This window comes from Enterococcus sp. DIV1937, assembly GCF_050535975.1.
Classification (GTDB): Bacteria; Bacillota; Bacilli; order Lactobacillales; family Enterococcaceae; genus Enterococcus; species Enterococcus faecalis.
In genome coordinates this window covers 993,897-1,015,975 of sequence record NZ_CP172909.1, presented here as the reverse complement: position 1 = coordinate 1,015,975, position 22,079 = coordinate 993,897, and the positions used below count along the sequence as shown (strand labels likewise).

At 36.9% G+C, this 22,079-nt stretch carries 19 protein-coding genes; 4 read left to right on the top strand and 15 right to left on the bottom strand.

Features of this window, described 5'->3' with window-relative positions; all coding sequences use genetic code 11:
* Positions 1 to 14 precede the first annotated feature (14 nt).
* From IGL13_RS04990 to IGL13_RS04950, 9 genes are all read right to left on the bottom strand, one after another.
* Positions 15 to 950, bottom strand: coding sequence for an FAD:protein FMN transferase (locus IGL13_RS04990; RefSeq protein ID WP_010710168.1), 936 nt, complete (start codon positions 948 to 950; stop codon positions 15 to 17).
* A gap of 219 nt (positions 951 to 1,169) precedes the next feature.
* Positions 1,170 to 2,060 carry a helix-turn-helix domain-containing protein gene (locus IGL13_RS04985; protein WP_002382193.1) on the bottom strand — a complete coding sequence of 297 codons (891 nt, stop codon included), beginning with the start codon at positions 2,058 to 2,060 and terminating at the stop codon, positions 1,170 to 1,172.
* Positions 2,061 to 2,244: 184 nt separating this feature from the next.
* Positions 2,245 to 3,573, bottom strand: coding sequence for an amidohydrolase (locus IGL13_RS04980; protein ID WP_002415179.1), 1,329 nt, complete (start codon positions 3,571 to 3,573; stop codon positions 2,245 to 2,247).
* Positions 3,557 to 5,341: an adenine deaminase gene (locus IGL13_RS04975; protein WP_002401414.1), complete on the bottom strand. Its 1,785-nt coding sequence runs from the start codon at positions 5,339 to 5,341 to the stop codon at positions 3,557 to 3,559. Before IGL13_RS04975 ends, IGL13_RS04980 begins: the two co-directional genes overlap by 17 nt.
* Complete coding sequence (locus IGL13_RS04970) at positions 5,317 to 6,381, bottom strand: ABC transporter substrate-binding protein (RefSeq protein ID WP_002357914.1); 1,065 nt, start codon at positions 6,379 to 6,381, stop codon at positions 5,317 to 5,319. The genes IGL13_RS04975 and IGL13_RS04970 overlap by 25 nt, the downstream gene beginning before the upstream one ends.
* A gap of 26 nt (positions 6,382 to 6,407) precedes the next feature.
* Positions 6,408 to 7,448 carry an ABC transporter ATP-binding protein gene (locus IGL13_RS04965; RefSeq protein WP_002384674.1) on the bottom strand — a complete coding sequence of 347 codons (1,041 nt, stop codon included), beginning with the start codon at positions 7,446 to 7,448 and terminating at the stop codon, positions 6,408 to 6,410.
* Positions 7,449 to 7,486: 38 nt separating this feature from the next.
* Positions 7,487 to 8,266: an ABC transporter permease gene (locus IGL13_RS04960; RefSeq protein WP_002357916.1), complete on the bottom strand. Its 780-nt coding sequence runs from the start codon at positions 8,264 to 8,266 to the stop codon at positions 7,487 to 7,489.
* On the bottom strand, positions 8,259 to 9,095 hold the full coding sequence (locus IGL13_RS04955) for an ABC transporter permease (RefSeq protein ID WP_002382189.1): 837 nt from the start codon (positions 9,093 to 9,095) through the stop codon (positions 8,259 to 8,261). Before IGL13_RS04955 ends, IGL13_RS04960 begins: the two co-directional genes overlap by 8 nt.
* A 207-nt stretch (positions 9,096 to 9,302) precedes the next feature.
* A complete protein-coding gene (locus tag IGL13_RS04950) occupies positions 9,303 to 9,683 on the bottom strand; it encodes a hypothetical protein (protein WP_002392180.1) in 381 nt (126 codons plus the stop codon).
* A gap of 230 nt (positions 9,684 to 9,913) precedes the next feature.
* Between IGL13_RS04950 and IGL13_RS04945 the strand changes: the two genes are divergently transcribed.
* Positions 9,914 to 10,675 carry a WxL domain-containing protein gene (locus IGL13_RS04945; RefSeq protein ID WP_002378217.1) on the top strand — a complete coding sequence of 254 codons (762 nt, stop codon included), beginning with the start codon at positions 9,914 to 9,916 and terminating at the stop codon, positions 10,673 to 10,675.
* A 114-nt stretch (positions 10,676 to 10,789) separates the two neighbouring features.
* Here IGL13_RS04945 and IGL13_RS04940 read toward each other — a convergent pair whose 3' ends face one another.
* The 3 genes from IGL13_RS04940 to alsS all read right to left on the bottom strand — a co-directional run bounded on the left by IGL13_RS04940 (position 10,790) and on the right by alsS (position 14,398).
* Positions 10,790 to 11,872: a PA2928 family protein gene (locus IGL13_RS04940; protein ID WP_002378216.1), complete on the bottom strand. Its 1,083-nt coding sequence runs from the start codon at positions 11,870 to 11,872 to the stop codon at positions 10,790 to 10,792.
* Between the two features lie 157 nt (positions 11,873 to 12,029).
* Complete coding sequence (gene budA, locus IGL13_RS04935; protein ID WP_002378215.1) at positions 12,030 to 12,734, bottom strand: acetolactate decarboxylase; 705 nt, start codon at positions 12,732 to 12,734, stop codon at positions 12,030 to 12,032.
* Between the two features lie 11 nt (positions 12,735 to 12,745).
* Entirely contained in the window at positions 12,746 to 14,398 is a 1,653-nt protein-coding gene (gene alsS / locus IGL13_RS04930) for an acetolactate synthase AlsS (RefSeq protein WP_002357923.1), read from the bottom strand.
* Positions 14,399 to 14,675: 277 nt separating this feature from the next.
* On the opposite strand from alsS, the gene IGL13_RS04925 reads away from it, so the two are divergent.
* A complete protein-coding gene (locus IGL13_RS04925) occupies positions 14,676 to 15,587 on the top strand; it encodes an LCP family protein (RefSeq protein ID WP_002385983.1) in 912 nt (303 codons plus the stop codon).
* Positions 15,588 to 15,639: 52 nt separating this feature from the next.
* Here the strand turns inward: IGL13_RS04925 and IGL13_RS04920 are convergent, their stop codons facing one another.
* The 3 genes from IGL13_RS04920 to IGL13_RS04910 all read right to left on the bottom strand — a co-directional run bounded on the left by IGL13_RS04920 (position 15,640) and on the right by IGL13_RS04910 (position 19,392).
* Positions 15,640 to 16,983 (bottom strand): NADH peroxidase, encoded by a 1,344-nt coding sequence (locus IGL13_RS04920; protein ID WP_002378213.1) that lies wholly within the window; start codon positions 16,981 to 16,983, stop codon positions 15,640 to 15,642.
* 185 nt (positions 16,984 to 17,168) lie between these two features.
* Positions 17,169 to 17,861 carry a response regulator gene (locus tag IGL13_RS04915; protein ID WP_430604626.1) on the bottom strand — a complete coding sequence of 231 codons (693 nt, stop codon included), beginning with the start codon at positions 17,859 to 17,861 and terminating at the stop codon, positions 17,169 to 17,171.
* The gene (locus IGL13_RS04910) at positions 17,842 to 19,392 is read right to left on the bottom strand and encodes a Spo0B domain-containing protein (protein WP_002378211.1); all 1,551 of its coding nucleotides are present in this window, start codon (positions 19,390 to 19,392) and stop codon (positions 17,842 to 17,844) included. Before IGL13_RS04910 ends, IGL13_RS04915 begins: the two co-directional genes overlap by 20 nt.
* Before the next feature lie 147 nt (positions 19,393 to 19,539).
* Between IGL13_RS04910 and IGL13_RS04905 the strand changes: the two genes are divergently transcribed.
* The gene (locus IGL13_RS04905; protein ID WP_002378210.1) at positions 19,540 to 20,865 is read left to right on the top strand and encodes a 2-hydroxycarboxylate transporter family protein; all 1,326 of its coding nucleotides are present in this window, start codon (positions 19,540 to 19,542) and stop codon (positions 20,863 to 20,865) included.
* 31 nt (positions 20,866 to 20,896) lie between these two features.
* Entirely contained in the window at positions 20,897 to 22,066 is a 1,170-nt protein-coding gene (locus IGL13_RS04900) for an NAD(P)-dependent malic enzyme (RefSeq protein WP_002378209.1), read from the top strand.
* The last annotated feature ends 13 nt before the right edge of the window (positions 22,067 to 22,079 follow it).

The window sequence follows — 22,079 nt, the reverse complement described above, 5'->3', positions numbered from 1 at the left end:
TTTCTTTTTCGGTTCTATGAATGGATAATGTGAAGAGTATCTGCTAACCCGCTGCTATATAAAATTTGCTGGTCTTGTGTAATGATGACTCCTTCAATCCCATCTAGTTGATTGAGGATTTCAAGCGCTTCTGGAATTGGATAACCAAATAAACGCGTTGTCCAAATCTCACCATCCACTGAAGCATCCGAGATAATTGTGATGCTGGCCATTTCAGTTTCCAATGGGTATCCGGTTGTCGGATCCAACAAATGGTGATAGACTCGCCCAGCTTCGGTTAAACTTCTTTCATAAATGCCCGACGTCACAACCGATTGATTAGCCACTTCGACAAGTAAGCTGATTGTTTCTCTGGATTTTTGCGGATTGCGAATACCAATTCGCCATTTTTTGTTTTGATGCGTAGAGGGCCCCAATGTCACAATATTGCCGCCCAGATTAATCAAAGCAGACGTCACATGGACTTCTTTCAAATAGGCAATTAGTAAATCAGCGATATAGCCCTTTGCTAAAGCCCCCAGATCTAATTTCATTCCTTCTTCTTCCAAAAAAACCGTTTGTTTTAATGGATTTAAGTGAATCTTTTCTGGATTAATTTTTTTCAAACAGGCTTTAATCTCCTTTTCTGACGGGACACGGGCATCTTTAAAACCGATTCGCCACGTTTGAACTAGTGGGCCAATGGTAACATTCAAATGACTAGCTGGATCACAACTATGCTTTTTCCCTAATGCAATTAATTGATACAACTCTGGATGAACGCTGACTGGTTTTTGCCCAGCTTGTTGATTGACAGCCATCAGTTCCGAAGTTGAATCATTTGCACTAAAGCGTTGTTCATAAGTGATCAATCGTTGATGCACTTCTTCTAGAATTTTTTCAGGTTCTTCATGGTCTACAAATACATCTATTACTGTGCCCATCAAATAAATAGTTTGACTTTGTTGCACCTCAAGACTTCCTCTCCACGAAAGATTGTGTTTTATTTCACATTTATTCACAAATGAATCATACGCCTTTATTTGATGCCAGTCAAGTCGTTTATATATTTTTTTATATAAAATAACGACCTTAAAATTTTCATTTAAGGTCGTAACGCGTCTTGAACTCTTTTAAAAAACGCTTTTTTTATTATATTTTGAAAATAAATATATAATTTTCTATATAAACTAATTATTCTTAGATAAAATTGTTTCTTTCAATGTTTGAATTGCTTCCAACAAGATGCGGTTTTTATTGATTTTTGCATACGCGCGGGCATCTTGTAGTAGTTCTAAAATTTGCTCTTGCGGCTTTTCTTCAGCTAAGGCATTTTTCGCAAGCTGGAAAGCTGCTCTTGCCAAGTAATACGTGACGTGATTATCAGAACAGATGGAAATCGCATACTCTAACAAAGCATCACTTGTTTCTAAATCGCCTTTTTCTGCATAAAAAACACCACAGTGAAAGACAACATTTAATACTCGCCAAGTATCTTCCATTGATTGAATAGTATAAAGATAAATTTCCTTGAAGACCTTATTGAAATAAAATTCGGCTTTCTCAATTTCGCCTTCTTTGGCATAGGCCATGCCAATTCCAGTAAAAGCTAACAAACGGTAAATATCGCTCGTGTATTTTTGCTCTTCAAACAGAAGTTTTTCAAAGGTAAATAAGCAATCCATCAACGAAGCATTTTGAAAAATCATGACAAAGCCTTGTAAATAATAATATTCTAATAACAGTTGGGAATCTTTGATTTCATCAAAAGGAATATTTTTTAAAATTGTTTGCAATTGGTCATGTTCGCTGGTAATCAAGAAGAATTCTGCTTCTTCCATTTTTTCAAGAATTTCAGGTTGTTTAATCCCTACGCGCGGGAAGAGTTCCCCCAAAGGTAGCTCTAAACGATTACATAGTTGGATCAATATTTTTAAAGTTGGGACTTGACCATTCTTTTCAAAGCGACTAACCGTAACTTGCGTACAAATCCCTTTAGCTAATTCACTTTGCGACAAACCACGTGCTTTGCGTTTTTCTATAAACCGTTGTATATTCATTGCTTTTCCTCTCATTCTCATCTTCTCAAACTTACTATAATACAACTTACCTTAAAAATATATATAGAAAAAGAAAAATGTTTATAACAAAAAAGAACACAGACAACTCTTTCATTAAAAGTTTGTCTGCGCTCTATTAGAACCTGAATCACTAAACGTCAATTCAGCGTTATTTAATCAATCCGATACGTCATACTTGCTTTGTTTAGAGAGCAGCTCTTTTTTTAGCTTCTTTCACAAACGTATTCATGGCCTGATATAATTTTTCCTTGATTTCTTTGAGATTAGCTTGTTGTAATTCTTTATTGGCAACTAACTGTTGACCGTTCACCCAAACGGCTTCAACATTGCTAGCATTTGCTGAATAAACCAATGCTGAATAGGCATCAAAAATCGGAAACATATTAACTGATTGCGTTTCAATTAATGTTATATCCGCTTTTTTGCCCACTTCCAATGAACCGACTTGCTCCGCCAAGCCTAACGTTTTAGCGCCCCCCATCGTTGCCAGATAAACAATTTCTTTAGCAGGAAACAAGGAGCGATCTTGGTGTGCTGTCTTATGAAAATTCGCAACCATGCGCATTTGGGTGAATAAATCTAATGTATTCCCACTACTAGGTCCATCCGTTCCTAAACCGACAATAATCCCTTGATCAAGCATTTGCTTAATCGGCGCTACGCCTTTGGCTGATTTAGTATTCGCACCGATACAATGAGCGACACGCGCTTTTCCATTAGTAGCAGCTAAACTCGCAAGATCTTCATCTGTTGCCAAAATACAATGAGCTAAAATAAACGGCTCGCTCAAATAACCCAGTTCTTCTAAGAAAGCAATTGGTGTTTTTTGATAGGCTTTTTCAAACTCAGCCATTTCATAAGTCATTTCAGCAACGTGCATGGTCACAGGAACTTGGTATCGCCGACTAAGTTCAATAATTTTCGCCAACACTTCTGGTGAATTGGTATTCGGTGCATGTGGCGCAAGTATAGGCGTAATCAACGGATGGCCTTGCCACTTGCGAATAAAGGTTTCCGCGTAAAAAAGACCGCCTGAAGGCTCCGGACTATCACAAGTGGGCATATCAATGATCGTCTCTCCGAGCAAAGCACGAACACTCATTTTTTTACAACTTTTAGCAATTTCATCTTCAAAATAATACATATCACAAAAGCTCGTAATACCACTCAGTAACATTTCAGCAATTGCATAATCACTACTGCATCCTACTAATTCTTTTGTCATGAATTGTTCTAATGGAAAAAGAAAACGCCGGAGTCGATCTGGCACATCGTCTCCTAACGAACGAAACGGAATCATGCCTACATGGGTATGGGTGTTAATCATCCCAGGCATTAAAATTCCATTTTGACCATCGATTACTTGATTTACAGCCATTCGCTTTTCATCAAGTGTGGTCATTGGTGCTAATTCCACAATTGTATCTTCTTCAATCACTAAATAGCCGGCTTTGATTTCTGAAAATTGCTCATCCATTGTTAGTATATGCACATTTTTAATGAGTGTTTTCATGCAAAAGAACTCCATCCTCTGGAAAAACTAATGGATAGAAACGTTGTGACTTCGTATCCATCATCCCAAAATCTGTCACTTTAATGGCTGGCGAGACAGGTAATGATAGTGTAGAAAAGGACATGATTTCATTCATATTTTGATAACCTAACGCTTGCATAGCTTGTCGGACTTTTTGTAAAGAAGCGCCTAATTGTTCAATCGGTGCTTGCGATAAAATCCCACCAATTGGTAAAGGACAAGTTGCCATCACTTGCTGATCCGAAGCAACCAAATAGCCGCCTTGCATCGCTAATAATTCATTCTGCGCTAACAGAATATCCTCAATCGTATTACCCATCACCATTAAATTATGATGATCATGGGCCCAGGTTGTCGCAATGGCTCCTTTCTCGGAAAGGGGTTGATCCATTAAAGAAAAAGAAATATTACCATTTTTTCCGTAACGTTCCATCACAATTAATAAGGCGCAGTTGGCTTTTTGCCATTGCAACAATCCATTTTCAACAGGAATTTCTTTTGTAATTCGCTCTGTAAATGTACCAATTTCTTGTTTTTGAATCACATTACAACGAACTGTTTCTTTTGTTGTAGCCACCTTTAAAAGTAAATCTTCTTCTGTTAACTTTTTACATTGGATGGTTTGTTGGTAAGCGCCTGGAAACTCTTCAATTTTTTCTGGATAATGGAAGGGCTCACCTTTTTCAAAAACGACCTTTCCAGATTTATAAACCGTATTAATATCAAAACTTTCTAAGTCATTTAATAACAAAAAGTCAGCTTTTTTACCAGGTGCAATTTCGCCACGATCATGGAGACCCATTCGTTTGGCCGGCGTATAAGTTGCCATATAAATGGCTTTTTCGATAGGCAATCCTGCATGAACGGCTTTTTTGACATTTTCATTTAGATGACCTTTTAGCAAATCATCAGCCATCACGTCATCCGTGATAATACTTGCATAATTGTAGAAGTCATTGTCTACTATCACCTGAATGTTTTCAGGAGTGATTGATTTATTTTGAAATTGAATAAAGACGCCCGCTTCAATTTTTTCTTTTAACGTTTTAGGAAATTGATGGGTATGATCTGAAGTGATACCACTATATAGAAAATCTGCTAACTCTTGATCTTCGATTTTAGGACAGTGGCCTTCTAAAGGCATGGTTGGTCGTTGTTTTTGACACAAATCGATAATTTGACGAATTAAAGAATCTGGCTCATAGGAAATCCCTTTAAAATTCATGGCTTCCCCTAAACAAATCACTTTTGGCTCTTTGAGTAATTCTGCTACTTCTGCTAAGCCGATAATCCCACCAGTTGTTTCTAATTCGGGAGTGGTCGAAGGAACCGAGGAAGGAATTGCGTGAAAGATATCTAGTTCTGTTTCAGCGGCCATAAAAGCTTTTAAGCCTTCTAAGCCAAATACGTTAGCCATTTCATGGGCATCGGCAATCACCGTTGTCACACCGTAACGCACTACTGCTTTGGAAAAAATAGTAGGTGTCGTCATGGAACTTTCAATATGCATGTGTGCATCAATTAAGCCGGGAATCATCCATTGATTCTCGGCATTAATTGTTTTTTTGGGCTGCAAATTGACGTTCTCTTCTTCATAAATGTAATAAAATTTATCATTTTTAATCGCAACATTTCGTTGAACGAATGTTTGAGTGACTGTTTGATACAGCCACACATTTTTTAGTAATACATCGACGTTCATTTTGTCCCTCTTTTCTAAAACTATTGATTCATCGTCCGATTCCATTGATCAATCCAATCCGCTAGTTGACTATTAATAAAATTAAAATCGACTGTTTTGGCACGTTCGGCAATGGCACCATATGTTTTATTTTTCGCTTCTTTTTCGCTTAACGTTACTTGTTGATTTGTAGGTCCTTCATTTAATGAAATCGCTTTGGCCTTTTGTGATTCTTCACTAATCCGTGCGTTAACAAATTTAAAGGCGGTTTCTTTGTTTTGTGCTTTTTTAGGAATATTGACTGTATTATAGTTGGCATACGTGCCGCTTTCTGGGACGACATACGTCACGTTTTCTGCTGCGCCTTGAATAATATCAACCGCAAAATCAGCAACCACAGCTGCTTCAATTTCACCAGATTGGAACATATTAGCTAAGTCTGACGATTTTGAATACGTTTTAACAACGTTTGGTTTTAATTCTTTCATCGCTTCAAAAGCGGCCTTCCCGTTATCTTTTGTAATATCTTGACCAGCATGTTCACTGGCAACGTATAACATTAAAGGACCTGCCGTCGTGGCAACGTCTGGAACAGAAATTTTACCTTTCAAATCAGCTGACCATAAGTCATCCCAGTTCTTAATTTCTTTGCCTAATTTTTCTTTGTTGTAAACAATCCCGATACTGTTTACAGCGATTGGTACGCCAGCACCACTTTCAAAAACCTCTTTTGCTCCCGGCGTTAACTGACTTAAATTAGGTACTTCTTTTTCTGTAATTTTTTCAAATAACCCTTCTTTTCCACCTTGTGCTGCATTTGCTTGTGCTAATTCAATGACATCAATTCCCGCATTGGGATTATTTTTTAATTTCGTAAAGCGGTCTGCGCTATTGCCTACTTCTAAGGTAACTTTCGCTTCATTCTCTTTTTCAAACGGAGCGATAATGTCTTTTTTGACAATATCTTCACTTAATCCGAAAGTTGAAACGACTAAAGCATTACTTCCACCTTTGCTCTCGCTTTTCGTAGTTGCTTCGCTGTTTCCACAAGCAGTCATTAATAACGTTGCAGCGACTAATGTCCCTAAAATTACGCGTTTTTTCATTTTTAAATCTTCCTCCAAAATGGTTTTTATTTTTCTAAAATAACTAATTTCTCAGCTGGAAAAGCCAAGTGAATGGTTTCGTTTGTTTCATATAACTGTTCACTTGTTCCATTAACCAGCAATGTACCTAACGCTGTTTCCACTTCATATTGATAGCTTTTCCCTAAAAATGTTCGGACAGCGACAGTACCTGCGACAGTATTAGTAGCAGCTTCTGAAACAATCTCAATGTCCTCTGGACGAATCGTTGCCACCGTCGTTGTAACATTTGGTTCAGGATTAGTCGTTTTCACTATTTGATTTGTTTGTGTCCGATAATGACCAGCTTCCATTTTTTCGACAGAGAAAAAGTTTTCAAAACCGATAAATTCAGCGACAAACTTAGTACGAGGCAAACGATAAATCGTTTCTGGTGAATCATATTGTTCAATCACGCCATTATTCATAATGGCCACTTTATCTGAAATAGAAAAACATTCTTCTTGGTCATGTGTGACAAAAACTGTCGTAATGCCTAATTGTTGTTGAATCCGTTTGATTTCAATCCGCATTGCCACTCGCAATTTTGCATCTAAATTACTCAACGGTTCATCTAGTAGTAATAGTTTAGGTTCAATAATCAGAGCACGTGCTAGCGCAACCCGCTGTCTTTGACCACCAGATAATTGTTTTGGATAACGGTCGCCCAAGCTTTCTAAACCACATACTTTTAGCATTTCCGTGACTTTTTGGTCCATGGTTTGTTTGCTTTCTTTGCGTAATTTCAACCCAAAAGCGACATTTTCTGCAATCGTTAAATGGGGAAATAACGCATAGCTTTGAAAAACCATCCCGAAGTTTCTTTTATGGACAGGAACCTTTGTTAGTTCTTCTTGGTCAACGAAAAACTGTCCGTCGTTTGGCTTAATTAATCCAGCAATCACTCTTAACGTAGTCGTTTTACCACAACCACTCGGTCCTAATAAAGAAACTAACTCTCCTTTTTCCATTGAAATATTTAAATCTTTTAAAATATCTTGTTTTCCGTCATAGCTGACGCGAATATCTTTTAAATCCACAAAAGTCAAAATTTTCTCCTCTTTCTATCTCGTGCTTCTTCCATGTTTTAAGCAATGGAAGCTAGTCCCAACGTTTTTTCAATTAAAAACATTAAGCCCATTGTTAGTAGCATCAACAATACAGAAATTGCTGAAACAGTTGGATCATAATTGTATTCCATATAACTTAATAAAGAAGTAGGCAGCATCGTCACACCGGGACCTGATAAAAACATCGATACAGGAACATTGTTAAACGAATTGACAAATGCTAACATAAAGGCTGCAAAAATTCCTGAAGACACATTGGGTAAAACAATTTGAATAAAAGCTCGCAATCTTGTACAACCTAATGTCCAAGCTACTTCTTCCATTGAATAATCTAGTTGTTCCATACTTGACCCAACCACTCGAATAATATAAGGCAAACTAATTAAAAAATGCCCCATTAATAATCCTTGAAAGACAGGCAAACCTAATTTAATAACAATATATTGAAATAACGTATACCCGACCACAATTCCTGGAATCACAGTTGGGGATAAGAAAAAGCTTTTAATAAAGTTGCGCCCGCGAACGGAATAACGTGCCAGCGCATAGGAAGCCGGAATCCCTACTATTAATGCTAAAACAGTCGCTAATACCCCAATCAACAAGCTTAACTTAAAACTGTCCATAAACGTTTCCGATTGTAATGCTTTGGCGTACCAATCTAAAGTAAATCCTTTAATCGGAAATTGAATCGCTGCGGCTGTTCCAAAAGAAGTCACCACAATCAAACATAATGGTAAAAATAAAAACAGAAAAACTAGAATTGCAATAACAGATAGTCCTTTTTGCTTACGCATGATTTGCTTCTCTCCGATCTACTTTCTTAGCGACCATGTCTAGGCCTTTCATCACAATTAATGTTGTTAAAATCATAATAAATGCAAGAACACTCGCCGATTGCCAATCACCTAAAGTATTAGCCTTTTGATATAAGAAGGTCGACATCATCATTTTTTGGTTACCACCTAACAGCTGTGGCGTCGTATAAGCCGTTAAAGTTCCTGTAAACACTAATATACTTCCTACGATGGTGCCTGGAATTGATAAAGGTAAAACAATTTTCCGAAAAGCCGTCATTGGATTGGCGCCTAGCGTCTCAGCCGCTTCTAGCATTTCTCCTTCAATGTTTTCCATAACCCCAACTAAGGTCATAATCATTGTTGGTAAAAATAAATACACTGAACCGATAATAATTGCAAATTCTGTATACAATAAATTCAGCGGTTGCTCAATTAAGCCTGTTTTTAATAACAACGTATTCACTACACCGTTTTTTCCTAAAATGTTAATCCAAGCAAAACTTCGAATAACTGAATTGGTTAATAGTGGAAACAAGGTCATAGCCATTAAAAACCCACGCCATTTTTTGGAAACCCCAGCAATAAAGTATGCCGTTGGAATGCCCAACACGATTGAAATACCCGTCACAATTAACGAAACTCTTATCGTTCGCCAGAAAATTGAAACATTATAGTCATCTTTAAAAAAAGTAACATACTGATTTAGTGTCAAGCCATGATCAGTAAAAATGGTTGGCAAAATGCTAGTAATTAATGGAATCATTAAGAAAAATAATAATAGTACTAGCCCCGGTGCCACAATTAAATAAGGAACTTTCTTGTTCATTCGTACACTCCTCGTTCGTTTTTTCACTTCATCAGTATACGCAAGGAAAACGTATATTTCAACACATTTTCATCTTTTTGTTCGTTTTTAAACCCGAACGTTCGTATATTTTTTCGAAAAAGGTTATTAAAAAATAAAACACGAACATTAAACAAAAAAACACAAACAAGACTGTTTGTGTTTTTTGTCAACTTTTTTATTTATCACTTAATTTTCTTGGAACGTTTGATCCTTTTCCATCATTTTCACTATAATACCATCTTGATACACCTGATAATATCCGAACAATTCATTCTCTTTTGAGACACTATTCTTTTCAGATATAATTTGAACAACATAACTTCCTTTATTTGACTGCTTAAACGTATAATGAAACGCCGAGTCATTCGTTGGTATCCCTAAACCATTTTGTAAAAATTCAATCGCTTCCTGTTTAGTATAAGATTCTGCTTCTAATTGCGTTCCTAAATGCGGATTTTTTTGATCAACAAATTGTCTTGCTTTGTCATTATTAGCAGACTTTTCTATAACGACTTCCTGTTGCGAATTCCTACTTCCTGAACAGCCAGATAATACAAATAAAATCATCAACAACCCGAAACACTTACTCAAAGTTTTCTCCTCCTCTCCATTTTGATTAGTGATACTTGATGATTTCTTTTATATTTTAGCATGCTTGATATAACGAATTGTGCTCAAAAAAGACAGAATCAACAAGTAAAAATTGTCGACTCATCTTTCTCTACTAATATTAAACACTATCTGTCTCAATATTTTCGAATTCCCTGTAAATTACTGATAAATAAAAACAGCTCCTTTTGCGTATACTTATATTATCAGCCCCTAAAGGAGGAACTTTCTTGAATAAAAAAAATCTACTCACTTATCAATCAATGGCAGCCTTGTTGCTAGTATTCAGTCTCTTTAGTTTTGACCCATCGGTTTCTTTTGCCACCCGTTCTGGAAAAACGCCTGTTTCAGTTGAACTAGAACTTGGAGGGCTGCCTGGTGATGAATCGGTTGACGATGCCATTTATCCTGATTTAGAAAATCCTAACACTAGTTTTGACTTGCTCTTTATTCCGAAAGAATTTACTTTTGAAACCCAAGCGATTTCTGGTGATTTAACGGCAGTTCCTATACGACCTTCTGAAGGCAATACTCATACAATGAGACACTTCGGGATGGGGGATGTTCGCGGAGCCTTAACTGGTTGGCATGTCACTGCTGAAATCCCACACATGCGAAACGAAGCTCATTCTTTACTAGGCATCATTACGTTTCAATTAACAGGCGGCTATGCTCGCTATGACAAAACGTTAAGGCGTTTCTTTATGACAAATACAATGTATGGACTGGATTTTTCAGAAGATCCTGCTGCACCCGACTTCCCGACCAACCCAATTATTATCGGTAACGGTGCGACTTTAATGAGTAACGCTGGTGATAGAAAAGGACAAGGAATGTGGAGCGGCCGCATGACCGATATTTCTCTTGCAATCCAAACCCCTGTTTCACAATTATTTCCTGGCGCATATACAGGTTCGATTATCTGGAATTTAATCTCTGGACCTGCATAAAATAAAAAAAACGCTTAGAAAACTAGCGGAATCACTACTCTTCTAAGCGTTTTTTTATATCATAAGGACTATTTGCTCCTTCTATTTGTCTAAGCATGCTTTACCACTTTTCGTTTAACGAATCACTTGGCCCCAACGGTAATCAAACTGATACTCTTGATTACCATTATTCAGGTTAATTTTGTATAAATAACGCGGGACTTTAATGAATAACGCATCCTCTACTTGAAAAGCATCAATAGGTACATTTTCTTTAGTTAAAAGCAACGGTGTTTGCCACTCGTATGTTTTTTTCTGCCAATTGTATAAGCCAACTATCGCTTGATTACTTTGTCTTTTCTTATATGACAGAACATAATAATTTGTTTCATTTTTCTTGCCTAATAAGACTGGTGCTATTAGTTGCTCTTCTAGTTTTCCTTGCACTGTTGCACGTTCTTCCGATGACAGCTCTTGACCAATTTGACTCTCATTTGAATCTACCGTCCATTTAGGCGCTTCTTGTGTTTGAAAGACTTCTTTGAAAGTTGGGTCTTGTTTTAACTGCCAATTTTTCAAATCTAATTGATAATATCGATTGTTTAATCCATAAATATAGAGATAGCGATTATCCATAAAACGATAATCAACGAAATCAGAGCTTAAATAGTCTTTTAATTCAGGGAATTTCTTCACTAAATCCGCTTCGGAAAACTCTTTTTTCCCTGTTTTTGTATCTAGTAAGTAAATGGCCTCGTTATCAGCATTATTCAAAACCACATATTGATCTGTTTGACCAATTAAATAATCACGCCAACCTAAACGTTTACTCCACATTCGTTCGCCCGTCTGACTATTAACAGAAATCACTTGGAACAATGAGTTACTGGTGCTAATGCCATTCGTTCGTCCATTTGGAATAATCATTCGCTCGATTGAAGTTAAGCCTTTCGTTTTTTCAGAATAAAACGTCGCACTTTTCTCTTCAATCGTTACTGAACGAAACATTCCGAAAAAGATTAAACCAGCAAAATGTACCACTGCAAGATAAACCAATAAAATTAACGCATAGGGAACCAGTCTCCTTGTACTCCGCCTTCTTATTAAGGAAATAACCAAAATACCACTAATTACTATAAAAATAATTGCTACAATGATAACAAAAATATCATGATAGAGCCAACCAGACAATTGCCAACTTCTATAAAGTGTGTCCATTACGCCATCCTTTCCAATTGTTATTTGCTTATTATAAAAAGGATACTATTTTTTTTTGAAAAATAACAACAAAAAGCGACGAACAGCAATAAGCCCATTCAAGTTGACTAACTAGGTCAACTTGAATGGGCGTGGAGAAATGTGCCTTGTTATTCAGTTATTCCGCTTCTTCAATTGCGGACAAAGCTTTTGCAATATCAATTTCTTTATTCCGATAATCAGCATCATGAACTGGAAAATGCTGTCGCAATTCTGCTGTTTCCATCCACGAAACAGTCCCTTGTTTAATGCCAAAATCAAGAATGTGCCCACCAAATTGGTGATCCTCACTGATAAAGTGCAAATGAAATCCTGCAGCAGAAGCACCATGAAATAATTTAGGTGTAAAGAACCCTACAACTGTTCCCTGAATATTATCCGCTGTAAATTCAGGTTGATTGCGTGCTGCTTCTACAAATGGTGGATACGGTTTTTCTTGTTTAGGTGCCACACGGACATGCATCTTCGCAAAAAGACCGCTAATTTTAATTGCCGCAAAAAAATTAGGACTAATTTTTTCTAAAATTTGTGCTTTAATATTTTCATCGGTTTCCGTTGATACAGGGAATGCGCCATCTTCTTGAAAACGAGTAACTGCGGCATATGGCGTTAATTCTTCGCCTTCTAAAATAGTAATTTCGCCAGTTTGATTCGCATGATACAATATACCGTCCAATAAAATAATTTCGCCATTTGAGCCTTCTAATGTCCCAATTCCAAAATCACCTTGCGTGAGTAACGTACCAATTTCTGCCGTTCCTGCCATCAAACTTTCCATTAAACCGCCTAGCGTACCATGTTGATAAACATATTGTTCGCTCATTTTTCCATCTCCTAATAAAGTTGATCTGGTAACAATGTTTTACCTAATTCTTGATTATCTGAATAATCCACAGGAACATCAATAATCACTGGGCCTTCTGTTTGCATTCCTTCTTCTAAAGCTGCGGCAAATTCTGCTTGTGAATGAACTCGAACCCCTTTGGCTCCAAAAGCTTCAGCATACTTCACAAAATCAACTGGACCAAAATCTACGCCAGAGGATCGATTATATTTCATTTCTTCTTGGAATTTAACCATATCATAACTACCATCATTCCAAATAATATGCACGATATTTTGCTTTAAACGAACCGCTGTTTCTAATTCTTGCGCCGAAAATAGGAAACCGCCGTCCCCAGAAACAGAGATAATTTGTGTATTTGGACGAACTAGTGCAGCTGAGATTGCCCAAGGCAAAGCGACACCTAATGTTTGCATACCGTTACTAAATAATAAATGACGCGGTTCATAACTTCTAAAGTGGCGAGCCATCCAAATGTAGTGGCTCCCTACATCAACAGTAACTGTCATTTCATTCGTGGTTTTTTCTTGAAGCGTTTGAACAATTTCTAATGGATGTAACCGATTTTCAATTGTACTTGTTTTTACTTCTTTAATCGTTAATTTTTCTTGAAGCGTTTCTAAATAATCTTGCGCATCTTCTGTTAATATTGGTTCACTAAATGCTTCTGATAATTTCAAAATATTTTTAGACATATCACCAATTAGCTCTTCTTCCGGTTGCATATATTGATCAATTTCCATTTGAACTTCATCAATAACAATAACGCGCGCATCTTTTTCTGCATTCCAATTACGTGCCTCATATTCAATTGGGTCATAACCAATCGCAATCACTAAATCACTTCTTTTTAACAAACGATCCCCAGGTTGGTTTCGAAATAAACCAACACGCCCAAAGAAATGTTCTTCTAATTCTTTTGAAATAATTCCTGCTCCTTGGAACGTTTCCACGACTGGCAAACCAGTTATAGCAACCAATTCACGAATGGCTGCGGTAACTTTTCGTGCAGAGGCCCGCATTCCTAAAAGTAAAACAGGTAATTTCGCTTGCTTGATTCGTTCAGCTAAAGCTGCGATTGTTTCTGCTGATGCATGGCCCAGTTTCGGAGCCGACAAAGGCTTAATCGCTTCGCCTGTCACCGGACTATCTGTGACATCTTGTGGGATCGATAAGAATGTTGCGCCTTTTTTCGCTGTTTTGGCGATACGGTAAGCATTGGCAATATTTTCAGATAATGTTTCTGGATCTTGAATTTCTGTACTGAATTTTGTTATTGGACTAAATAATGCAGCATTATTCATGCTTTGGTGAGTTAATTTTGACAAATCGGACCGTTTCACCTGTCCAGCCAATGCTAAAACAGGGTCCCCTTCTGCAGTCGCAGTTACTAACCCAGTTGCTAAATTGCTGGCACCAGGTCCACTAGTTGCAATAACTAAGCCAGGCTCTCCCGTCAAACGACCAATCCCTTGTGCCATAAAGGCAGCGTTTTGTTCATGTCGAGCTAAAATTAATTCTGGTCCTTTATCAACTAATGCATCAAAAACCCCATCAATTTTTGCACCGGGAATCCCAAAAATATAGGGCACTTCGTGATTGATTAAACTTTCTACTATGATATCTGATCCTTTTTTACTCACTGTTATACCTCCGATTAAAATCTGTACTAATTACAAATACAAAAATACCACTAAAATTCTAATTAATCAACAATGAAACACTTTGAAAACGTGTAATATACTAATTCGCATATTTTAATAGAATTGAGATATTTCAAAAGATTAAGCAAAAATAATGCAAAATACCTTAAAGTTTTATAGTCTTTCAACAATTATTATATACTTCTTCACTAAAAATTAGTAAGATTAACCTATAAGAAAAAAATCACAACCTGTGATAAATTATTGGAGGAAAAATATGTCAAAAGGGAAGAAAATTTTTGCCATTATCTTTGGAATTATCTTGGTTCTATTTCTTGCAGTTGTTGGAATGGGAGCAAAACTTTATTGGGATGTTTCTAAATCAATGGATAAAACCTATGAAACAGTAGAACGATCTAAAAAAAGTCAGGTCAATTTAAACAATAAGGAGCCTTTTTCTGTTTTATTATTAGGGATTGATACAGGCGATGATGGGCGTGTCGAGCAAGGTCGTTCGGATACAACAATTGTTGCAACAGTTAATCCTCGTGACAAGCAAACAACCTTAGTCAGTCTTGCTCGCGATACCTATGTTGATATTCCAGGTCAAGGAAAACAAGATAAATTGAATCACGCCTATGCTTTTGGTGGCGCATCTTTAGCAATGGATACAGTTGAAAACTATTTAAATATACCTATTAATCATTATGTTTCAATTAATATGGCTGGTTTAAAAGAATTAGTCAACGCGGTTGGCGGAATCGAAGTGAACAATAATCTGACTTTTTCTCAAGACGGGTATGATTTTACGATTGGTAAAATTTCATTGGATGGTGAACAAGCACTCTCCTATTCAAGAATGCGTTACGAAGATCCTAATGGTGACTACGGCCGCCAAGAACGTCAAAGAAAAGTGATTGAAGGCATCGTCCAAAAAGTCTTAAGTCTTAATAGCGTGAGCAACTATCAAGAAATTTTAACAGCTGTTTCTGATAATATGAAGACAGATTTAAGTTTTGATGACATGAAAAAAATTGCCTTAGATTATCGCAGTGCCTTTGGTAAAGTGAAACAAGACCAACTTCAAGGTACTGGTTTTATGCAAGATGGTGTTTCCTATCAACGTGTGGATGAACAAGAATTAACTCGTGTCCAACAAGAGTTGAAAAATCAATTGAATACAAAATAAAAATAAAACCCACGAGTACTATAAATACTCATGGGTTTTATTTTCTCTTCTATTAACGTTCTTGTTTCACCGCTTCTAAAGCCGCTGTATTAATAATATTCCAAGGTTTGTCAAACGCTGGTTGGAAGAAGAAATCCGCATAGGCTAAGTCTTCAATCGTCATTTTGGCTTGAATCGCTAATGAAATAGCATTAATGTTTGCAGTTAAATCTGCTTTTGACATTAATTGAGCGCCTAAAATTTGTGTTGTTTCAGGATCATACACTAATTTAAACCAAGCTTTTTGTTTGTCTGGATTAAAGTCCATCAAGTAGTCTTCTACTACTGTCACCGCTTTTGTTTCTTTTCCTAATTTTTGAGCCATGACTTCGTTAATCCCTGTTGAAGCAAATTTATAATCAAAGACGGCCAAGCCAGAAGATCCTTGAACACCAGGGAAAGGTTTAACTGGTTCCTCTAGGTTTTTCACAGCAAAGCGACCTTGTTTACGAGCATTCGTTGCTAAGGCAATATTTACTTCTGTGTCTGCAGGATTGTATTTAATTAACGTAGCATCCCCTACTGCAAATACATCCGGCTCACTTGTCCGCATGTATTCATCCGTCTTGATTAGGCCATTCGGATGTAATTCCAAGGTACCTTTTAACCAAGCAGTGTTTGGACGGACACCAACCGCTACAACGACCAAATCAGCATCGTACGCATTTTTATCTGTAACGACTTTTTGCACACGACCGTCGCCTTCGTAACGTTCAACTGTTTCACCAGTTGCAATGGTAATGTTATTGGCTTCCATCTCTTCTGTTAAAATATCTGTAAATTCTTTATCTAGATACACCCCTAATGGACGATCTAAAATGTCAATAACGGTAACCTTTTTACCGGCTTTTGCAAATGCTTCGGCAGCTTCAATCCCAATATAACCACTACCAATCACAACCACATTATTGACTTCTGGATCTACTGTTTTTTGTTTTAATTTAATGGCCCATTGACGACCACGCATCAAGTAAATATTATCCAAATCTTTACCTGGAATATCTAATTCAAATGGGACAGCTCCGGGACTGATGATTAATTTATCATAATTTTCAACACGTTCTTCACCTGACACTAAATCTTTCACTGTCACTTGATGTTCTTTTGGTTGAATCGCTGTAATTTCAGTATTAGAAAAGACATTTACACCACGGCTCTCCATTTTTTCGCCAGTCATATAGCGAACAGAATTAACATCTTTCACTTTTCCTTCTAGGTACAACTGCATGCCACAAGACAAGAATGAGATAAAATCACCTTTCTCATACCATTGAATTTCTGCATCAGGATGAAGATTTAGTAATTCCTCTACCGCTTCATAACCTCCATGTGATGATCCTAAAACAATAACTTTCATCGCTCGTTCCTCCCATATAATATTATTTCTTACATAATAAAGAATATCATATATTCTCAAAAAATAACAAATAATATCCTCTTTTCCATTCTCAATTAAGTTCTTTAAATGAGAATAAAAAGGAGTATCCTCTGTATTTCGCCACTTTTCAATTACTTTTTTTATTTACTAAAAAATAAAAAATACTAAATTCTCCGATACGATTGATAGGGACGCCCCACTTTTAAATAGCTATTTTTACTTTCTAAAAAGTTATTTTTTTCTAGAAACAACACATATTTGCGAACAGAAACATGTGAAAGCTGACTCGCTTCTGATAATTCTTGAATCGTAAAATAGTCGGTAAATTCGTCTATTTTTTTTAACAATAATTGTAATGTTGCTTGTGTTAGTCCTTTTTCTAAGGACATGTTTTGAAGAGCTTGTTCATTTTTACGTGCGTTTGTCTGTGAAGAATGAAACAATTGGTCCACTTTTGTTTGCGAAAGCTCCTTCGTTTCCAGCGTGAATTGAGCAGCTTTTTTCTGATAGTTTTCGATACTTTGTTGAAATCGCTCAAAAGAAAAGGGTTTAACTAAATAGTCTAAAACGCCTAAATGTAAGCTTCGTTTAACATTTTCCAACTCGTTGGCAGCCGTAATCAGGATAACTTCTGTATCAATTTTTTCATCTCTAATTGTTGCCAGATAGGTCAAGCCGTTGCCATCTTTTAAATGAACGTCTAATAAAACAAGTACTGGTTGTTTTTCTTTCGTTAATTGTAGACCTTCAGCAATTGTTGCAACCGTAAAAATAGTCGGTTGGTGAATTAATTTTTCAAGATATTTTTGATGTATATATGCAACCATAGGATCGTCTTCAATAATCAATAGGTTCATTTTCCTCTGCTCCTTCGTAATGAACATTTATGCGAAGGACAAGCCAATTGTTTTGTTGGTTTTCCCAAGTCAATGTCGCTTCCGCATTCTCTAATAATCTTGCCAAATAAGAAGTGAAAAACTCTTGCTCAAAGCGTTCCAGTTGTTCTTTTGGATAAGCAAACGAATAAGTCGTCGTCAAACTTCCTGGCTGATAATCAATGGTTTCAATGATCTCTTCTGGCAACGTTTGCTCCATCAGGAAACGATGAATATAACGGTAGATAGCAATCAAATTTTGCGTATCTTCATCTCGTTTATTTGGTGGAATTTCTGGATAAATTTCAATAGCTAATTGTGTTTTAATTTCTGCAAACTTGATTCTTTCCCCACTTAAAAAACCTGCTAGAATAGGATTTCTGACCAAAATAGCTAAGCGCTGTGCAAATTCCTTTTCTGGTTTCAATAAATCGGCTAGATAATGTTTTAGCGCCTCATAATCTTCTAAATCGACTAAGCCATAAATGACATGCATCTTATTCATAAATTCGTGTGATTGACTTTGTAATGCCGAAGCATATGTTGTTGTGCTGACAAGCTGTTCTGCGACAATAAACGTTTCCGTCGCATTTTTCAGAAAGATAACATGCCCAATTGTTTTTTTACGGACATTAATCGGGGCGATTGAGACGAAATAATCCTGGCCATTTTGGCGATAGAATTGCTCTGTTTTTGAATGTACGATTAATTTTTCAGGAGATAAAACCAATGCTGAAAGTTTCTTTCCTAGTAAATTTTCTTCACTATTTGTTATATTATGATACATTTTAGTTGCTTCAATATTTGCTAATAAAATATTTTGATCGGTATCAATCACAAGGATTGCGTCTTTCGTTTCCTCAAGCATGGCGTTTCGCTCTTCTAATAGACGAGCAATTTCTCTTGGCTCTAAATCGTGAAGTTGTTTTTTTAAATAATAAGAAACTACGATGGCTAATATAAAGCCAAAACCAACACTTAAAAGGACACTCACTGTGTAATCATTTTTTGTTCGTTCAATCAATTGTGAAAGCGAGGTCATTTTAATGCCCATTGCCACAACCCCAATTTGTTTTCCTTGATCATAGACTGGGACAAAACCTCGTAATGATTCTCCTAAACTCCCTTGACTAACAGACAAATGTTCCTCCCCTTTTAATGCTCGCACTTCATCGCCACCTTCAAAATGCTTACCTATTTTTTGGCGATCAGGATGTGTTAAACGAATCCCCTGCATATTCATAATCACGATAAAATCCAACTGATGGATTTCACCTAAACGAACCGTATACGCTTCCAATTCATCTGAATAGTGATCATTCTTTAAGGCTTCAATAACATTCGGTTCAATAGCCAACTGTTCCCCGACGGCTAAAAGTGCTTGCTCTTGGTTTTTACGAACTTCTTTAATTGTTTGAACCGTCGTTACTCCGTAAAAGAAAGTAATCATAATAATTAATGTTGCAATAAAAATCACTGATAAGAAACACCATAATTTCCCGCCACGCTTCATTCCATCCCTCTTTTCTCTTCAAATAAAGTATAGCATAGGAAGATTTGGTTAAAAAACTTTTCTTTAGTTAAATTAATTAAATAATCTACTCTACAGAAAACGTTTACATTATGATGAATATAGATTAAAGTTATAGGAGGAAATAGCATGGAAAAGAAATTGCACGCAACAGCTGCTAATGAAACAGATTGGCGCAACAAATTAACCAAAACGAGGATTGGTTCGGTTACGTTACCTGTTTATCTTGTAACAGCTAGCATTATTCTTGTTACGGCTCTATTAGAACAACTACCAGTCAATATGTTAGGTGGTTTTGCCGTAATTTTAACAATGGGTTGGTTACTTGGAACAATTGGTGGAAATATTCCTATTTTGAAACATTTTGGCGGTCCCGCAATTTTATCTTTATTAGTACCATCAATTATGGTCTTTTTCAATTTACTCAACCAAAATGTCTTAGACTCAACAAATATTTTAATGAAACAAGCAAACTTTCTCTATTTCTATATTGCTTGTTTAGTTTGTGGAAGTATCCTTGGAATGAACCGCAAAATTTTAGTCCAAGGTTTAATGCGCATGATTGTCCCGATGGCATTAGGAATGATTTTAGCAATGGGTGTTGGGACCCTTGTTGGAACGCTGTTAGGTCTCGGTTGGAAACATAGCCTTTTCTATATTGTCACTCCTGTTTTAGCTGGTGGAATCGGTGAAGGCATTCTTCCTTTATCCCTTGGTTATAGTGCCATTACTGGATTGCCAAGTGAACAATTAGTGGGGCAATTAATTCCCGCAACCATTATTGGTAATTTTTTTGCTATTATGTGTTCAGGTTTACTTAGTCGTTTAGGAGAAAAACGCCCTGAACTTTCTGGACAAGGTCAGTTGATTAAAATTACCAATTCAGATGATTTAAGTGATGCTTTAGAAGAAGATAAAGCACCAATTGATGTAAAATTAATGGGCGCTGGTGTTTTAATTGCGTGTACCTTATTTATTACAGGTGGTTTATTGCAACACTTAACAGGCTTTCCTGGTCCTGTTTTGATGATTGTTGTCGCAGCCTTTTTAAAATACTTAAACGTAGTACCGAAAGAAACCCAACGCGGATCAAAACAGCTTTATAAATTTATCTCTGGCAATTTTACGTTCCCGTTAATGGTCGGCTTAGGTATGTTATATATTCCTTTAAAAGATGTCGTAGGAATGCTTAGCTGGCAATATTTTGTTGTGGTAATTAGTGTCGTTTTCACTGTTATTGCTACAGGATTTTTCGTTTCACGCTTCATGAATATGAATCCCGTTGAGGCTGCCATTGTCTCCGCTTGCCAGAGTGGTATGGGTGGGACTGGCGATGTGGCTATTTTAAGTACAGCCAATCGAATGAACTTAATGCCGTTTGCACAAGTTGCGACACGTTTAGGCGGTGCCATTACAGTAATAACAATGACTGCTATTTTTAGAATGCTTTTTTAACTATAAGTGAATTATTTAGGAGGAAAATGATATGTCAACAAAAGATGTAAAAGAATTAGCGATTGAGCAAGCAAAAAAATTTGGGGGGAAATTAGAAGTCTGCCCTAAAGTTCCGATTGAAACAAAAGCAGATTTAGGAATTGCCTACACACCAGGTGTTGCGGCTGTTTCTTCTGCCATACATGAAAAAAAAGAACGCGCTTACGAATTAACAACAAAGAAAAACACCGTCGCCGTTATCAGTGATGGTTCAGCAGTTTTAGGTTTAGGTAACATTGGTCCTGAAGCAGCGATGCCTGTCATGGAAGGAAAAGCTGCATTGTTTAAACGCTTTGCTGGTGTGGATTCGATTCCCCTTGTTTTAGATACACAAGATACCGAAGAAATTATTCAAACGGTGAAATTTTTGGCCCCAACCTTTGGGGGAATTAACTTGGAAGATATCAGCGCTCCTCGTTGTTTTGAAATTGAACAGCGTTTAATCGATGAACTAGATATTCCCGTTTTCCATGATGATCAACACGGGACAGCGATTGTTGTTCTAGCGGCTTTGTACAACAGCTTAAAATTAATCAACAAGAAAATAGAGGACATTCATGTGGTAATCAACGGCGGTGGCTCCGCTGGTCTTTCGATCACAAGAAAATTTTTAGCTGCTGGTGTAAAACATATTATCATTGTTGACCGTGCAGGGATTCTGAGCGAAACAGATACAGCTCTGCCACCACACCACGCAGAAATTGCGAAGCTAACCAATCGGGAACACCGTACCGGTGATTTAGCTACTGCTCTTGAAGGCGCTGATGTCTTTGTTGGTGTTTCGGCACCAGGTGTTTTAAAACCCGAGTGGATTCAACAGATGAATGAGCAGCCAGTTATTTTTGCAATGGCTAACCCGATTCCTGAAATTTTTCCTGATGAAGCTTTAGCGGCAGGCGCTTATATTGTCGGAACTGGTCGTAGTGACTTTCCGAATCAAATTAATAATGTGTTGGCCTTCCCTGGTATCTTCCGCGGTGCCTTAGATGCTCGGGCGAAAAAGATTACGATTGAAATGCAAATTGCCGCTGCCAAAGGTATTGCAAAATTGATTCCCGATAACGAACTCACGCCGACCAATATTATTCCCGATCCATTCCAAGAAGGAGTCGCAAAAGTCGTCGCCGAAAGCGTCCGTAACGCTGTCAAAGAAACAAATTAAAAAGAGAAAAAAA

Coding starts and splice junctions, on each gene's coding strand:
- IGL13_RS04910 (WP_002378211.1), bottom strand. CDS start 19,392: ATGAAGCGTGGCGGGAAATTATGGTGTTTCTTATCAGTGATTTTTATT.
- IGL13_RS04980 (WP_002415179.1), bottom strand. CDS start 3,573: ATGAAAACACTCATTAAAAATGTGCATATACTAACAATGGATGAGCAA.
- IGL13_RS04975 (WP_002401414.1), bottom strand. CDS start 5,341: ATGGAATCGGACGATGAATCAATAGTTTTAGAAAAGAGGGACAAAATG.
- IGL13_RS04985 (WP_002382193.1), bottom strand. CDS start 2,060: ATGAGAATGAGAGGAAAAGCAATGAATATACAACGGTTTATAGAAAAA.
- IGL13_RS04960 (WP_002357916.1), bottom strand. CDS start 8,266: ATGCGTAAGCAAAAAGGACTATCTGTTATTGCAATTCTAGTTTTTCTG.
- IGL13_RS04905 (WP_002378210.1), top strand. CDS start 19,540: ATGGAAAAGAAATTGCACGCAACAGCTGCTAATGAAACAGATTGGCGC.
- IGL13_RS04950 (WP_002392180.1), bottom strand. CDS start 9,683: ATGATTTTATTTGTATTATCTGGCTGTTCAGGAAGTAGGAATTCGCAA.
- IGL13_RS04940 (WP_002378216.1), bottom strand. CDS start 11,872: ATGGACACACTTTATAGAAGTTGGCAATTGTCTGGTTGGCTCTATCAT.
- IGL13_RS04920 (WP_002378213.1), bottom strand. CDS start 16,983: ATGAAAGTTATTGTTTTAGGATCATCACATGGAGGTTATGAAGCGGTA.
- IGL13_RS04915 (WP_430604626.1), bottom strand. CDS start 17,861: ATGAACCTATTGATTATTGAAGACGATCCTATGGTTGCATATATACAT.
- budA (WP_002378215.1), bottom strand. CDS start 12,734: ATGAGCGAACAATATGTTTATCAACATGGTACGCTAGGCGGTTTAATG.
- IGL13_RS04955 (WP_002382189.1), bottom strand. CDS start 9,095: ATGAACAAGAAAGTTCCTTATTTAATTGTGGCACCGGGGCTAGTACTA.
- IGL13_RS04900 (WP_002378209.1), top strand. CDS start 20,897: ATGTCAACAAAAGATGTAAAAGAATTAGCGATTGAGCAAGCAAAAAAA.
- IGL13_RS04925 (WP_002385983.1), top strand. CDS start 14,676: ATGTCAAAAGGGAAGAAAATTTTTGCCATTATCTTTGGAATTATCTTG.
- IGL13_RS04970 (WP_002357914.1), bottom strand. CDS start 6,381: ATGAAAAAACGCGTAATTTTAGGGACATTAGTCGCTGCAACGTTATTA.